This is a genomic window from Bradyrhizobium sp. HKCCYLRH3061 (assembly GCF_051168015.1).
GTDB lineage: Bacteria > Pseudomonadota > Alphaproteobacteria > Rhizobiales > Xanthobacteraceae > Bradyrhizobium.
The window spans coordinates 18,328-33,750 of sequence record NZ_JBNPUE010000001.1 but is presented as its reverse complement, the minus strand read 5'-3'; the positions used below and the strand labels follow the sequence as shown (position 1 = coordinate 33,750).

General features: G+C 65.6%; 12 protein-coding genes. 4 read left to right on the top strand and 8 right to left on the bottom strand.

Annotation, left to right across the window (positions count from 1 at the left end):
- The first annotated feature begins 293 nt into the window (after nt 1-293).
- The gene (locus ACQR2C_RS00150; RefSeq protein WP_434880179.1) at nt 294-1,412 is read left to right on the top strand and encodes a cobalamin-independent methionine synthase II family protein; all 1,119 of its coding nucleotides are present in this window, start codon (nt 294-296) and stop codon (nt 1,410-1,412) included.
- 40 nt (nt 1,413-1,452) lie between these two features.
- Here the strand turns inward: ACQR2C_RS00150 and ACQR2C_RS00145 are convergent, their stop codons facing one another.
- From ACQR2C_RS00145 to ACQR2C_RS00130, 4 genes are all read right to left on the bottom strand, one after another.
- Entirely contained in the window at nt 1,453-2,583 is a 1,131-nt protein-coding gene (locus ACQR2C_RS00145) for an acyltransferase family protein (RefSeq protein WP_434880178.1), read from the bottom strand.
- Between the two features lie 84 nt (nt 2,584-2,667).
- Complete coding sequence (locus ACQR2C_RS00140; RefSeq protein WP_434880177.1) at nt 2,668-3,360, bottom strand: SGNH/GDSL hydrolase family protein; 693 nt, start codon at nt 3,358-3,360, stop codon at nt 2,668-2,670.
- A 57-nt stretch (nt 3,361-3,417) separates the two neighbouring features.
- Nucleotides 3,418-3,795: a DUF2147 domain-containing protein gene (locus tag ACQR2C_RS00135; protein ID WP_315803541.1), complete on the bottom strand. Its 378-nt coding sequence runs from the start codon at nt 3,793-3,795 to the stop codon at nt 3,418-3,420.
- 181 nt (nt 3,796-3,976) lie between these two features.
- On the bottom strand, nt 3,977-5,644 hold the full coding sequence (locus ACQR2C_RS00130) for a caspase family protein (RefSeq protein ID WP_315803540.1): 1,668 nt from the start codon (nt 5,642-5,644) through the stop codon (nt 3,977-3,979).
- Between the two features lie 154 nt (nt 5,645-5,798).
- On the opposite strand from ACQR2C_RS00130, the gene ACQR2C_RS00125 reads away from it, so the two are divergent.
- The 3 genes from ACQR2C_RS00125 to ahcY all read left to right on the top strand — a co-directional run bounded on the left by ACQR2C_RS00125 (nt 5,799) and on the right by ahcY (nt 10,084).
- Nucleotides 5,799-7,148, top strand: a complete 1,350-nt coding sequence (locus ACQR2C_RS00125; protein WP_172112675.1) for a hypothetical protein — start codon at nt 5,799-5,801, stop codon at nt 7,146-7,148.
- Between the two features lie 99 nt (nt 7,149-7,247).
- Nucleotides 7,248-8,444, top strand: a complete 1,197-nt coding sequence (metK, locus tag ACQR2C_RS00120; protein WP_315803538.1) for a methionine adenosyltransferase — start codon at nt 7,248-7,250, stop codon at nt 8,442-8,444.
- A gap of 227 nt (nt 8,445-8,671) precedes the next feature.
- Nucleotides 8,672-10,084, top strand: coding sequence for an adenosylhomocysteinase (gene ahcY, locus ACQR2C_RS00115; RefSeq protein ID WP_315803537.1), 1,413 nt, complete (start codon nt 8,672-8,674; stop codon nt 10,082-10,084).
- A gap of 367 nt (nt 10,085-10,451) precedes the next feature.
- Here ahcY and ACQR2C_RS00110 read toward each other — a convergent pair whose 3' ends face one another.
- The 4 genes from ACQR2C_RS00110 to ACQR2C_RS00095 all read right to left on the bottom strand — a co-directional run bounded on the left by ACQR2C_RS00110 (nt 10,452) and on the right by ACQR2C_RS00095 (nt 15,320).
- Nucleotides 10,452-11,474: a hypothetical protein gene (locus tag ACQR2C_RS00110; RefSeq protein ID WP_434880176.1), complete on the bottom strand. Its 1,023-nt coding sequence runs from the start codon at nt 11,472-11,474 to the stop codon at nt 10,452-10,454.
- A gap of 173 nt (nt 11,475-11,647) precedes the next feature.
- A complete protein-coding gene (locus ACQR2C_RS00105; protein WP_434880175.1) occupies nt 11,648-12,256 on the bottom strand; it encodes a cytochrome b/b6 domain-containing protein in 609 nt (202 codons plus the stop codon).
- Nucleotides 12,257-12,303: 47 nt separating this feature from the next.
- On the bottom strand, nt 12,304-12,582 hold the full coding sequence (locus ACQR2C_RS00100; RefSeq protein ID WP_434880174.1) for a PepSY domain-containing protein: 279 nt from the start codon (nt 12,580-12,582) through the stop codon (nt 12,304-12,306).
- A 269-nt stretch (nt 12,583-12,851) separates the two neighbouring features.
- A complete protein-coding gene (locus tag ACQR2C_RS00095; RefSeq protein ID WP_434880173.1) occupies nt 12,852-15,320 on the bottom strand; it encodes a TonB-dependent receptor in 2,469 nt (822 codons plus the stop codon).
- Between the last annotated feature and the right edge of the window lie 103 nt (nt 15,321-15,423).

Below are 15,423 nucleotides of genomic sequence, written 5' to 3'. Positions count from 1 at the left end.
ACGGCCTGGCGGCCGGAGCCTCGTTATCCCGAGGGCGCTTTGCCTGGAGACGGATTTGATGGGGTCACCTCAAGATTGCCCATCGAACGCGGTCGGAATTGGCCAGACCACCGCACCTGGCATGGATTGCGCCGTGCCTCTCCACGATCTCTCTTCGACAGAATTGTATACCGACCGGATACGGGGTAGGGGATGGACCCAGTCCATCACGCTTTGCCCAGGTGACCAGCCAGGACAGATCGCGGGTCCAACAACCCTATCCAACGAATCGACGCCTTCCAAGGAGTGAGCACATGCAACGCACCAAGCCCCCATTCCGCGCCGACGAAGTCGGCAGCCTCTTGCGGCCGCAGAAGATCAAGGAAGCCCGCGCCAAGCTCGAGAAGGGCGAGATCTCGGCGGCCGACCTCGCAAAGATCGAGGACATGGAGATCGAGAAGGTCGTGCATCGCCAGGCCTCGACCGGCCTGAAGCTTGCGACCGACGGCGAGTTCCGCCGCTCCTGGTGGCATTTCGACTTTCTCGCCAAGCTGACCGGCTGCGAGCTGTTTCACCCGGACACTGGTATCCAGTTCACCGGCGTGCAGACCCGTCATGACGCGGTGCGCGTCATCGGCAAGCTCGACTTCCCGGCCGATCATCCGATGCTCGACCATTTCCGCTTCCTGAAGAAGCACGCCGACACCGCACATGTCACGGCGAAGATGACGATCCCGTCGCCGGCGGTGCTGCACTTCCGCGGCGGCCGCAAGTCGATCTCGAAGGAGGTCTATCCGGATCTCGATGCGTTCTACGAGGATCTCGGCAAGACCTATCGCAAGGCCGTCAAGGCGTTCTACGACGCCGGCTGCCGCTACCTGCAATTCGACGACACCGTCTGGGCCTACCTGTGCTCGCAGGACGAGCTCAAGAAGGCGCGCGAGCGTGGCGACAATCCGGATGGCCTGCAGCAGATCTATTCGCGCATCATCAACTACGCGATTGCCGAGCGTCCCGCCGACATGACGATCACCACGCATGTCTGCCGCGGCAATTTCCGCTCGACCTGGATCTCCTCGGGCGGCTATGAGCCGGTCGCCGAGACCATGCTCGCCAACACCAACTATGACGGCTACTTCCTGGAGTACGACAGCGAGCGCGCCGGCGGCTTCGAGCCGCTGCGCTTCCTGCCCAAGGGCAACAAAGTGGTCGTGGTCGGCCTCGTGACCTCGAAGGTCGGCGAGCTCGAGAAGAAGGACGACATCAAGCGCCGCCTGGAAGAGGCCTCGAAGTTCGCCCCGCTGGACCAGCTCGCGCTGTCGCCGCAATGCGGCTTTGCCTCCACCGAGGAAGGCAACATCCTGAGCGAGGAAGAGCAGTGGGCCAAGCTGCGCCTCTGCGTCGAGCTCGCCGAGGAGATCTGGGGCAAGTAATCAGCTGCCTGAGGCAGCGCGCCTGGCGATCAGGCGATGATCAATGACGTGGAAGCGGGGCCGGAGCAATCCGCCCCGCTTCGTTTTTGCGCAGCAGCGCGCGGCGGATCAGTCGCTGGGCGGGGGCCTCGAAGCCGGCATAAGTGAGATATGCCGCCGTCAGGGTCAGTCCCATGAAGCCGATCCAGAACAGCTGGCTGCCGTACGGGATCGGTTGGCCCCAGGACGCGAATGCCAGCGCGATCATGAGCTGGATCGGGAAGTGCAGCAGGTAGCACGAATAGGTCATGTTGCCCGCGGCCTGCAGCAGATCTTCGACACGCTTGGGCAGTGTCAGCGGGGTTGTGCAGACGAACAACAGGAGCGGTGTGTAGACGAGCAGGAGCGCTGCCGCGCGCTCGGCGAGCGCGATGCCTGACACCCGCAGCGCCAAGGGAATGCCGACGACGGCGCAGGCGGCGAGCGCCTCCAGTTTTGGCCGGTACGGGGCATCGGCAACGCTCTGCCGCGCCATCGCGGCGAGGCCACCAGCATAGAAGAACACGAAACATTTTCCGACCAGCGTCCCGCTCGCGATCCCGGCCAGGATCATCGCCAGGTTCAACAGCGGCGATGCGGTGACGAAACGCAGCGCCAGGAAGAACGCGGCATAGACCAGCACCTCGATCGAGACCGACCAGATCGGGCCGTTGAAGCTGACCCCGGTCGGCGGCAGCCAGTCGCTCGCCATGAAAAGCTGGGCGACGAAATGAGCGAGATCGTTGCTCTGGTAGACGAAGAAGAAGCCGTGCTGCGCGACATAGAGGGCCTGCAGCCCCGCGACCAGCAGCAGCGTTGCGAGATGCAGCGGATAGAGCCGCGACAGCCGGTTGACGAAGAAGGTCCAGCCGTCGACCGCGCCATCCGGGACGAGCGCGCTGTACTTCCAGAAGAAGATGAACCCGGAGATGCACCAGAAGATCACCACGCCGTGTTCGCCGAGCTCGTAGAACGGGAACAGCACGCGGTAGAATGGCAATTCGCTTCGGACGAGATCGACCGGCGCGTCGGCGACGTAGGCGAAGTGTGGATAGTGCCACAACAGCACCGAGATCGTGGCGATGAAACGCAGCAGCTCGAGCCCGAGCAGCTTGTGAGTCCCAGACGATGTCGATGTGTGAGGCAGGGCCATGCGGTGATCGTTAACCGTCTCGACGGGATGTGCGCCCCAATCCTAGCCGGCGCGAAGTGAAGGATTGTTTTCGCAGCCTGCGGATCAGCGGCAGGCGAGCTCGGTTCCCTGCAGGATCGCCTGGTCCCAGGACCGATAGCCCGTGGCATTCAGATGGATGCCTTCGAGCGTGAACGGCGATTCCATCGGCGGCAGGGGCAGGAAGGTCGCGCCGATGCGCCTCGCGAGGTCCGGCAGCACGGCGCGATAGCCGGTGATGCTCGCCGTGGCGGCCTTCTCCATGGCCGGCGTGAATGGCCCGCGCGCCTCGACGGAGGGAAACTCGGCGATGAAGATGCGCGTGGTGAGCTTTGACAGCTCGCGCAGCAGGGCCTCGTAGCGCGCAGCGAAGACCTCGCTGGAGTCGGGCTTGGCGGCCAGCGCATCGTTCACGCCGAGCGAGACGATGATCGCGAACGGCCGTTTCGGCCCGAGTGCGGGCTTCAGCCAGCCGGCGAGATCGCTGCGCGTCCCGGCGCCGGCGAGACCGGCGTTGACGACCGGATGCCCGCAGGCGTTGGCCGGCAGCGTCGCCGCCTCGACGATGCTGTCACCGAGCACGATGATCGGGTCATCGGGGCGAGCCAGCAGATTGTAGTGGACGACGAGCTGGCGGACCATGCGGTGGTCGCTGCCGGACGGTGTCGCCGAGCGGCGTGCCAGCACGAACGTCGCGGCTGCCGCGGTGATCACCGCAAACAGCACGAATCCCAGCCGCGCCTGCGTTTTCGCTGCCATATGGACGATCGATGCCCTGATGTGACCCGACCGTAGGATGAATTCGCAAACGGAGCTCTAATTCGTCCGCGTCCAGGTCGAGGAACGGCAGATGACGCCGCCGAAGGCGCAGCCGGCCGTGGTCAGCGTGCCGCCGGACAGGGTCATCTTGGCATCGTAGGTCTTGCCGTCGTCGGGATTGCTGTAGCTGCCGGCCCAGGCGTTGGGTCCGGTCGGCTTCATGCCGGAGAACAGCCGCTGGCCGACCTTGGCGGGGGTAACCGTGCCTTCCTTGATCCAGACCAGCGTGCCGCAGATGGCGCCGCCGCAGGGCGCGAATCTGACCTTGGAGGCGCCGCTTTCGCGCAGCCAGACGCCGCTGACATCGTCGGCGAGCGCCGGGCCTGCCGCCAGCGCGAGCGACACACCTAGTCCGACAACGAAACGACCGATCATGCGAGCCTCCCTCATCCTTCGAGACGAACTTGTTGCTAGCGGATCGTGTCGGCGATGCGGCGGGCCGACGGCGACACGCTTGGTCTCCATTGTTCAGAAAGGATATCAGGATTCGGGCGTGCCGCACCTGTCTCGCGGGCTGTGATGGTCGGGCTGTGGCAGTGCCTGCCCAGCCGCAGGTTTATCTCGCCGCCAGATAGACTTCGCCAAGCAGCGAGGAATTCGACCACGGCACCTGCCGGTTCTTGGTGCCGGCCACGACCTCGGCGCGTACGCGCGTCAGCATCTGCTGCACCTCGAGCCCGGGCGTGCCGATGTGGCGGGTCAGCGCCGCCGAGAACGGGCTGTTGTCGCCGTCGCCGTCGAGCGCGACCTTGCCCGGCGCGGTCGCGAACGCGATCAGCGTGCCGGCCCCGGACGTCGCGCCAGCACCGAGCGACGATGGTGCGGCCAGCCCGGTGGCGCTGAGACCCCGGCCGGGTCCGGCGCTTGCCGTCTCCGGCGGCGCGAACGGATTGTTGCGGCAGGCATCGAGGATCAGGATGTTGGTGCGGACCTGGTCGTCGAGCCCGGCCAGGATCTGGTCCATGTCGACCATTGCCGTGACCACATCGCTGCCCGCGGACGGTGCGATGTCGGTGGGCAGGAGATAGTTGCGGCCGTCGATCTGCACGCCGTGGCCGGCATAGAACACGACGGCCACCTGCGCCCGCGTCGCCTCGCGCAGGAAGTCGCGCGTCTTGGCCTGCATCGCCGCGCGGTCGAGATCGATGCCCTCAGTCACCGTGAAGCCGATGTCGCGCAGGCTCCTGGCGATTGCTCGCGCATCGCGCGGCGGATTGGGCAGTGGCTGCACGTGAGCGTAGGCCCCGTTGCCGATGACCAGCGCCATGCGCTGCCCCGTCGGCGCCGCTGCGGCCGAGGAGGGGGCCGTGGATTCCGGCCGCGGCTGGGGGCGCACCACCGCCTCCGACAGCAGCGACAGACGCACCCTGGCGGTGGCCTGGTTGGCCTTGCTGCCGGCATCGGATGCGGTCGGCGTCAGCGCCGCGGCGTAATCCGCCTTGGCCGCGTCGAACTCGCCCTTGGCCTCATAGGCCAGCGCACGATGCACATGGGCAGCGATGACGACGCTGCCCGGCGGCGTCATCACGTTGGCCGGCGGATTCTGCGCGAGCCGGACCGCCTCCGAAGCGTCGGCGACGGCGCGGTCGAGATGGCCCTTGGCGCGCCAGATCACACTGCGGTTGATCAGCGGCGAGGCCAGCGCCGGATCGAGCCGGATCGCCTCGTTGATGTCGCCAAGCGCGCCGTCGAGGTCGCCGGTCGCTTCCTTGGAGATGCCGCGATTCTGCCAGGACAGCGCGGATTTCGGCATCAGCCTGATCGCCTGGTCGTAGTCGGCGATCGCCTTGGCGTAGTCGCCGGTGCCGCGATAGGCGTTGCCGCGGTTGTGGAAGAGCGTGCCGCTCGGCGCGCCGCTCTTGATGGCGTCGTTGAAGTCGGCGATCGCGATCTCGTACTCGCCTTTGTCGTAGTAGGCCGAGCCGCGCAGATTGTAGATCGCCTGCGCCGGTGCCAGCCGCAGCGCCTCGGTGGCATCGGCGATCACGTGGGTGTAGTCGCCCTTCTTGTTCCAGCCGACCGCGCGCCAGAAATAGATCGTCGCCAGCTGGCTGCCGGAAAACACCTTCAGCGCGATGATCTTGTTGCAGGCGGCGATCATCTGGTCCGCAGGCGCCGTCTCGGTGGTGCAGATCAGGCCGAGCTGGGACTTCGACTGGGCGAGGCCGGGAGACGTCCAGAGGGCAGCCAGCAGTGGTATCAGCAGCAGGAGGGAGCGGCGCATCGGCACGGACCGTGGGGACGAGAGGCAGGAACCTATCCGGTTTGTTGCGTCCGGAAGGGTCCGGGTTCAGGCTCTTTCCAATGGTGGGCAGATGGTGCTAGGACGTTGGGCCAAGGGCACGCTGCCCACTTACATTTCCCACCCGTCGGACCGAATGAAGAACGACCAGCTGCTCGCCCAGATCACGGAGTTCTGCCGCCAGTCGGACATGGCGGAATCGACGTTCGGCCGCCGGGCCGTGAACGACGGCAAGCTCGTGCAGCGGCTGCGCGAGGGCAAGCGCATCACCATCGATACGCTGGACCGCATCCAGGCCTATATCGCGGCTTCCACCGGCACGCTGCCGCCGCCGCGGCTCGACGTCGTGCCGGAGAAGCGCGATCCCAAGAGCAATTTCCGCTTCTTCGAGAACCGCCAGAAATACCTGCTGTTCGTGCATACCTGCAGCGAGAAGCGGGTGGTGGCCGAGCGTGTCGGCCTCGAGCTCGCCAGCATCCATCCGCGGCCGCCGGCGCTGCGCCTGTTCGACGCCGGCGTCGGCGACGGCACCGTGCTGTCGAAGGTGCTGCGCACGATGCACGGCCGTTTTCCACACATTCCGTTCTATGTCGCCGGCAAGGAGCTGAGCCTCGAGGACGTCCGGCTGACCCTGGAGAAGGTGCCCGACCGGCTGTTCGAGCATCCGGCCAGCGTGTTCGTGTTCACCAACATGAACTATGCCGAGGCGCCCTGGCTGACGCCGGCATCGCCTTCGGTCGCGGCGTCGATGATCTGGCACGAGGTCGTGCTGCAGGGCGATTCGTCCGGGGATTTCGAGGCCCAGATCACCGCGTTGAAGCCGTTTCTGGAGCAGAACTGGCGCGCCAACGTCTCGCAGCGCACCGGCATGCCGGTCTATGAGCGGCCGATCGCGCTGGTGCTGTATCGCGAGGATCACCGCTTCCTGCTCGACGGCATCATCCCGCGGGCCGGTCGGGTCGAGGCCAATTTCGACCTGATCATCGCCTCCCAGCCCTACCGAGCCCGGTCCTCGGTCAATTTCCGCGCCAAGCGCATCATCGCGCCGCTGGCGCGGGCGCTGAAGCCCGGCGGCCGGCTGATCGGAATCCACTCTCACGGCCAGGATCCGGGCCTGGACATCATCCAGGCGGTCTGGCCTGGAGAAAATCCTTTCTCGGTCAGCCGCCATGAGCTATTGCGCGCCGTGAAATACGAGCTCGGCTCCAGTGGGCGGGACTTAAATTTTAACGCCTATGCGGACAATCGCTCGATTTTCAGGTATGAGATGGAGGCTCTGCCCAACGAGGTCACCGGTGCGATCGGAACCTCGACGGCCTTTGCAGCCTGGAACGCGGCGGTGTATGTCGCGCAGATCGAGGAAGACCGCCTGACCGAGGTGGCCCACTCGTCTCGTGCGCTCGACGCCGCCAGAGAGGTTCTGCGAAAGCACAACGGGCTGTGGTTCTACGACGAGTCCTACGTCATCTCGCGGCGTCGCGACTGACATCCTGGGATCAGGACAGTTGGGATCAAGAGACTTGGGATCGAGAGACTTGGGATCAATACAAATGACCGCCGTGGGCGGCAAAGAAGGGGTTGCTTGATGCGCGCGTCTTATCTGTTCACCTCGGAGTCGGTGTCCGAGGGCCATCCGGACAAGGTCTGCGACCGTATTTCCGACGAGATCGTCGACCTGTTCTACCGTGAAGGGCCGAAGGCCGGCATCGACCCCTGGCAGATCCGCGCCGCCTGCGAGACGCTTGCCACCACCAACAAGGTCGTGATCGCCGGCGAGACCCGCGGCCCGGCCTCGGTCACCAACGAGCACATCGAGCACGTCGTCCGCGAGGCCATCAAGGACATCGGCTACGAGCAGGAAGGTTTTCACTGGAAGACCTGCGATATCGAGATCCTGCTGCATCCGCAGTCGGCCGACATCGCCCAGGGCGTCGACGCGCTGCAGCCCGGCGAAGTCAAGGAAGAGGGCGCCGGCGACCAGGGCATCATGTTCGGCTACGCCTGCAACGAAACGCCCGATCTGATGCCGGCGCCGATCTTCTACGCCCACAAGATCCTGCGCCTGATCTCCGAAGCCCGCCACTCCGGCGTCGAGAAGGTGCTCGGCCCGGACTCCAAGAGCCAGGTCACCGTGCGCTATGAGAACGGCAAGCCGGTCGGCGTGCGCGAGATCGTCGTCTCGCATCAGCATCTGGTCGAGGACATGACCTCGGCGCAGGTGCGCGAGCGCGTCGAGCCCTACGTCCGCGAGGCGCTTCCGAAGGACTGGATTACCAAGGACACGATCTGGCACATCAACCCGACCGGCAAGTTCTTCATCGGCGGTCCCGATGGCGACACCGGCCTGACCGGCCGCAAGATCATCGTCGACACCTATGGCGGCGCGGCTCCGCATGGCGGCGGCGCGTTCTCCGGCAAGGATCCGACCAAGGTCGACCGCTCGGCGGCCTATGCTGCGCGCTACCTCGCCAAGAACATCGTGGCCGCTGGTCTGGCTGATCGCTGCACCCTGCAGCTCGCCTACGCGATCGGCGTGGCGCGGCCGCTGTCGATCTACATCGACACCCACGGCACGGGTAAGGTTTCCGAGGACAAGCTGGAGAAGGCGGCGGCCGAGGTCATGAACCTCACCCCGCGCGGCATCCGCTCGCATCTCGACCTCAACCGCCCGATCTACGCGCGCACCGCGGCCTACGGTCATTTCGGCCGCACGCCGGACAACGAGGGCGGCTTCTCCTGGGAGAAGACCGACCTCGCCGAGGCGTTCAAGCGCGCGGTGTAAGCATTGCCGGCGCTTGCCGCCTGAATGTTCGAGGCGTCATGGCCGGGCTTGTCCCGCCTGCGCGGCCGAAGCCGCTTCGGCGAGGCGGAGACCCGGCCATCCACGTCTTGAGTTGAGGTGACTGATACGACTGACGACGTGGATGCCCGGCACGAGGCCGGGCATGACGAACCATTGCTGTTCGATTTGCTGAATGTCGCGTTCGCGCGAAGACAGAGGATGATCTCATGACCGCCTTCAACGACTACATCGTCAAGGACATTTCGCTCGCCGAGTTCGGCCGCAAGGAGATCTCGCTCGCTGAGACCGAGATGCCCGGCCTGATGGCGACGCGCGAGGAGTATGGCCCGAAGCAGCCGCTGAAGGGCGCGCGCATCGCAGGCTCGCTGCACATGACCATCCAGACCGCGGTCCTGATCGAGACGCTGAAGGCGCTCGGCGCCGACATCCGCTGGGTCTCCTGCAACATCTATTCGACCCAGGACCACGCGGCCGCCGCGATCGCCGCCGCCGGCATTCCGGTGTTCGCCGTCAAGGGCGAGACGCTGGTCGACTACTGGGACTACACCGCAAAACTGTTCGACTGGCATGGCGGCGGCCATCCCAACATGATCCTCGATGACGGCGGCGACGCCACCATGTACGTCCATCTCGGCCTGCGCGCCGAGAACGGCGATGCGGCGTTTCTCGACAAGCCGGCCTCCGAGGAAGAGGAGGTGTTCTTCGCGCTTCTGAAGAAGCAGCTCAAGGAGAAGCCGAAGGGCTACTTCGCCGAGATCGCCAAGTCGATCAAGGGCGTCTCGGAGGAGACCACCACGGGCGTGCACCGCCTGTACGACATGCAGAAGGCCGGCACCTTGCTGTGGCCCGCGATCAACGTCAACGACAGCGTCACCAAGTCGAAGTTCGACAACCTCTATGGCTGCCGCGAGTCGCTGGTCGACGGCATCCGCCGCGGCACCGACGTGATGATGTCGGGCAAGGTCGCGATGGTCGCGGGCTTCGGCGACGTCGGCAAGGGCTCGGCCGCCTCGCTGCGCCAGGCCGGCTGCCGCGTCATGGTCTCCGAGATCGACCCGATCTGCGCTCTGCAGGCGGCGATGGAGGGCTATGAGGTCGTCACGATGGAGGACGCCGCGCCGCGCGCCGACATCTTCGTGACCGCCACCGGCAACAAGGACATCATCACCATCGAGCACATGCGCGCGATGAAGGATCGCGCCATCGTCTGCAACATCGGCCATTTCGACAACGAGATCCAGGTCGCCTCGCTGAAGAACCTGAAGTGGACCAACATCAAGCCGCAGGTCGACGAGATCACCTTCCCCGACGGCAAGCGCATGATCCTGCTGTCCGAAGGCCGCCTCGTGAACCTCGGCAATGCGATGGGCCACCCGTCCTTCGTGATGTCCGCGTCCTTCACCAACCAGACCCTGGCGCAGATCGAGCTCTACGCCAACAACAAGGACGGCAAGTACAAGAAGGAAGTCTACGTGCTGCCGAAGTCGCTGGACGAGAAGGTGGCGATGCTGCACCTCGCCAAGATCGGCGTGACCCTTACCAAGCTGCGTCCCGACCAGGCTTCGTATATCGGCGTCAAGCCGGAAGGCCCATTCAAGTCGGACCACTACCGCTACTGAGTTCCGGCGCGACGCGCGGCGAGACGACGAAGGCCGGGGCATTGCCCCGGCCTTTTTTGTTTTGATCGCGAAGTAACTATCAAACTCAATCGTAGCGATTGAGGATGACAAGTCGAGTGCGATGCCCATGAATGCGCCCTCTCCCCTTGTGGGAGAGGGCAAGGTGGTGACTGCCACAAATCTGTTTGGGTGAGGGGTATGCCTCCACGAGCAACGCTCGCGGAGAGAGACCCCTCACCCGACCGCGTGCGTGGCGGTTCGGAGATGCCCTCTCCCACAAGGGGAGAGGGCGCTGCATCGCTCACCGCACTGAAGGATGTCGTCAAGTCCGTGGTTTAGCGACACGCGTAGCAATCTACGCTTGCAATCACCCCGTCCGCCGCGACGCCAGCGCCGACGCGCGGACCGCCTTCGCGCGCTTGGCCGCGTGATGCTCCGGTCGCGCGGCGATCCGCTTGCGCTTGTTCGTCTCCGCCGCTGCCACCTTCACGGCCGGCGCGCGATGCTTGGCATATTCCTCGCCGTCGACCGGGCCGACATGCGGCGGGTCGCGGTCGAGATAGGGCCGGCCGATGCCGAACGTCTTGCCGTTGGCGTCGACCCATTTCCACAGAGCCTCGGTCGCGACCCAGCGCTGCGCGCGCGTCGCGCCGTTGACGCTGACGATGTCAGCCGCGAGGCCATGGCCGTAGCCGCCGCGCAGGCTGCCGCCGTGATAGGAGCGATTGCTGGCCGCCTTCAGCCCGCTCGCGATCTCCTGGCGATAGTCGTCGCGGAATCCGCTGGTGATGCCCGGCGCGAGACCCGCGGCCTCGGCGGCGTGCAGGGTGTGAAACAGCTTCAGCTTGAAGCCGCGGTCCATGCCGCCGATCACGTATTCGGCCATGCTGCGGCCGACGCGCTCGGCCGCCTTCGGATCCTTCCAGGTAAAGTCATTGTCGACGAGCTTGGTGAAGCTGCGCGTCACCTTGACCATGCGCCCCTTGCGCTTGACCGTGACGACGCGGCGCTCGGTTTCGCGGATCTTGTCGAGCTTCGGCGCGCGCTCATACAGCGCGAACAGATAGCGGTCGATGCAGGCATCGATGTCGGGGCACTCGTCGAGGATCTCGATGCGGTCGGCGCTGGCGACGGTGGGCCGGGGCGGTTCGGTTGCCGCGCCGGGCGCGGCCTGTTCGTCCGCGGGCAGGACGGCCGATGGGGTGATCGACGCGGTCGTCAGCGCAGGCTCGGCTGTGGTCGGCTGCGGCGACGTCGCGATCGGCTCCGCGACGATGGGCGGCGTCGTCGCCTCGATCTCGGCGGCGGCCGCGGGCCAAGCCGCCGCACAAGCTGCCAGGACAACGGACCGACACAACGCACGCGTCAGAAGCTGCTGCGAGCTCATCATCCGGTCTCCCCAAAATCCGAGCCCCTGCTGGTGAGGGGCGGTCAGGTATCCGATACCTGCGATTGTTCGGCGCTTGGCGGCGAGGTGCAATAACACGACGCCCGTGGCGGGCAGCTTTTGCGGGAACTGTGACATCAGCGCAACGGTGCGCGATTGTGAGTTCCGTGTGTCGCTTATGAGTCGACTCTTGCGCTGGACTGCTGCCCACGCTGCATCGTTCGCCGCAGCAGCTTGCGTCCGGTCAGCATGGCGCGGGCGAGATTCTCGTGCTGCAGGCGGCTCACCAGCACGACGCCGGCGACATGCAGCACCACCAGCGGGATCAGCAGATAGGACGTCACCTCGTGGGTGTCCTCGACCCACCAGATGCCGAAGAACCGCACGGTCACCTGCATCGCGCCGGTCACCGCGGAGACGATCAGCAGCAGCAGCAGTGCGAGCTGCATCGCCGTGCCGGCGGGATTCAGCCCGAGATAGCGCCCGGTCCTGCCGCGCCGCAGATTCCACAGGTAGGCCGGCGTCGCGCGCAGCCGGGCACGGAGACTGCGGAAGCGCGAATGGCGGGTGCCGATGATGCCCCAGATCAGGCGAAAGGCGAGCAGGCCGAGGATCGCGTAGCCCGCAATCCGGTGCAGCCCGTCATGGACGTTCGGCGTCATCCAGGCGATGAGCACCAGCACGGCGAGCATCCAATGCCACAGCCGCAGCGGCAGGTCCCAGACCTGCACGGTGTCGGCGATGTCCTGGCGTTTCAGGCTGGCTCTGGGGGCTTTGCCGTGCATGGCTCTCACGTCACGTCGTCCAGCATGCTGGACGACGCTTGCGCCAACTACTTGGCGATCGTGTGCTTCAGGCTGAGATCCTCGGGGCTGTAGAACAGCTCATACAGCTTGCCGCCCTTGACGCCGTAGACCTCGTAGCAGGAGCCCTCGACCTTCGAGCGGCGCACCTCGTAGCCCGCTTCCTTGGCCTTGGCTTCCGCCTCGGCCGCCGACTTCCACTGGGCCTTGTCGAGCTTGGTGCAGTCCTTGTAGCCGTCGGCCAGAGCCGGCGAGATGGCGAAGCCGGCGAGTGCGGCACCGAGCACGGCTGCGATGGTCAGTCTCATCAATCCCTCCAATGAGCAAATTCAAATACGATGCATCGTGGGATCAGTGGAGACGGCAACCGCCCCGATGTGTCAACGGAGCGGCGGCTGGAATCGCTCTTAGAGCTTTTCCAAGTTCGTGAGGGCCGCGATTTCGGCCGAGAATCGCAGATGGCGCGATGCGCGACGTTACGTCTCGCTCGTGCAGCTGGTCGCGACGCTGTCGTCGTCTGGCGCCCGCTCTCGCCCTGTCCCGCTTGCGGGACAGGGCAGTGCTGCGAATACCGGCGTCAGAATTCCAGGTTCGCCCCCAGATAGAACGAGCGTCCGGGACCGGGAACGGCGGTGCCCCACATCGTCGCGGTGCCCGATACGCCGCCGCCGGTGGCAGCGACGGTCCCGGCCTCCTTGTTGAACGACATCGATGCGCCCTCGCCAACATAGGCGCCGCCGAGCGGCAGGTAGTAGAGCTTGTTGAACAGGTTCTCGACGCCGAAGCTGATGCGCAGCTTCTGCCAGGTGTAGTTGCTGCGCAGGTTGACCAGGCTGTAGCCCGGGGTCTTCAGCTCGTTGCGCGCGACGGAGACGTCGGACTTGCGGCCCACCATCACCAGCTCGAGGCCGCTGTCCCAGCCGTCGAGCCGGTGCGTGAGCGTCAGCCTGCCGTTGATCGGCATGATGTTGTAGAGGCCGCTTCCGGTGTCGAGGTTCCTGCCGTTGGTATAGCTCAGGACTCCCTTCAGGCCGAAATCGCCGACCGGCGTGCTGCCCAGCGGCACCTTGCCGGACAGATCGAAGCCGTACAGCCGTGCCTGCTGGTTCATGTACTTCATGATCACGAACTGGTTGGCGACGGCAGGCACGGCAGCGGTGTTGGTGGCGGCCTTCCACTGCACCGCATCGATGTAGTCGCGCACATGGGTGTAGTAGGGGGTGAGCCGAAGCTCGGCCTCATGGTCGGCGCTGTGCCAGGCGCCGGTGAAGCTCACGGTATGGGCGACCTCGGGTCTCAGATCGGGGTTTCCGAGATAGCCGTTGCCGTCGCCGACGAAGTTGTTCATCTCCAGCGCCATGGTGTTGCGCGACCAGGAATAACGTTCGTACAGATTCGGCGACCGGGTCTTCTGCATCGCGCCGAACTCGAAGGTGAGATGGGCGCTCGGCGTGTTCCGGAACAGCGCCGTCAGGTCGATATTGTTGTCCTTTCGCGAGCGATCCATGGCGTTGAACGCCGCGCGGGAGCCGACCGAGCTCGTCTCGTACATGCCCGACATGAATCCCGATGTCAGCGGTGTGGTGCTGGTGTTGTAGCCGACGACCGGTCCGGTGTCGGTCTCGACGCGCTCGAACCGCACGCCCAGCAGCGACAGCCAGGACGGGCTCCACTTCGCCTCCCACTCGCTGAACACGCCGGCCCGGTCGCGCTTGCCGCCGTTGATGTTCCAGAACGTCAGCGGCGCCATGCCGCCGATGCAGTTGCCGACGCCGCAATCGGGGGCCGGCGGCCACCAGTCGTCGAGACGGTAGGTCTGCAGATCGACGCCGACGCGGACCACGTCGCGGGGCGACAGCGTGATGTCGGCCTTGGAGGTCAGGCCGTTGGTTTTGGTGCGCGTATACATCGGCATGCCGTTGACCGGATAGCTTGCTCCCGTCGTGTTCGGCGGCTTCAGCGTGCCATACGAGAACAGCCGATCACCGCCGAAGTTCATGTAGTGATCGACGAACTGATGGTAGAGGCGGGTGTCCAGATCGCCCCAGTCGAACCGGCCGAGATGGTGCAGGTTGACGCTGTAGGCATCGTTGCCCAGCATGTCCATGCGCTGGTTCGGGTAGAGCTGATAGGGGACCTCCTGCACCCCCGCCTTCAGCTCGATGAGCTGGCCGTCCTTGCTCCAGGCGACGCCCATCAGATGATTCCTGGTCTCGTAGGCGGATGAGCCGACCTGATCGAGGGGGAGCACCGGCGTGATCGAGCTCCTCAGGGTGAAGTTCTTGAAGTTGCCGCCGGCCGTATAGTTGTCTGCCTTGACCGCAGCGCCGCTGTAGCTGACGCTGTAGTTCTCGGTGGCCATGGTGGCCGACAGGTTGACGCCGCGCACGTTGCCGTTGCTGCGGTAGAACGTGCCGATGCTGCCTTTGGTCAGCAGGCTCTGCCCCGGCGCCGCGAACAGGGCCGCCGGCGAGTTGACCGCGACGGTGCCGCCGATCGAGTCGCCGCCGACGCTCACGGGCGTGATGCCCGCCCAGACCTTGGCCGCGGCGACCTGGGCCGGATCGATGTAGGACAGCGCCGGGTTCATGTGATTGGGACACGAGGCGATGGTGTCCATGCCGTCGACCTTGATGCGCAGGCGGTCGTCGGCGAGGCCATGGATCGCTGGCAGGCTCGAGACTCCGCCGGCCGAATAGAGGCTGACGCCGGGCACATCGGCAAATAGCGCAGCCGCGTCGCTCGTGGTGGCCCGCTTCGCCAGGATGTCACCCGGCGCAACCGAAGTGGCGCCCGGAGGCGCGGCGATGCCGTCGGATGAGGCCGCCTGCGGCGCTGGCGCAACTGCCGGATTGGTCGTCGCCGCATGTGCGCCCCTGCGGCGGACTGCCGTTCGGGCGGCCGGGCGGGGCTGCGGGACAGTGACCGTCACCTGCGGCAACGTGGTGCCGGAGCGAGCCTGCGATGGGTCCTGTGCGAGCACGGGGCTCGAAAGGGCGAATGCCAGCAGCGCCGGCGATGTCAGCACGGTGGTTGAGCGGAGCAACCCCCGCCGGACGGGTGTCGAACAATGGTCCATGATGGGATCTCGGAATAGGAATGGGAGAGGCGCCTGGCGGCGAGCGCGCCGTGGCCTCGTGAACATGTCG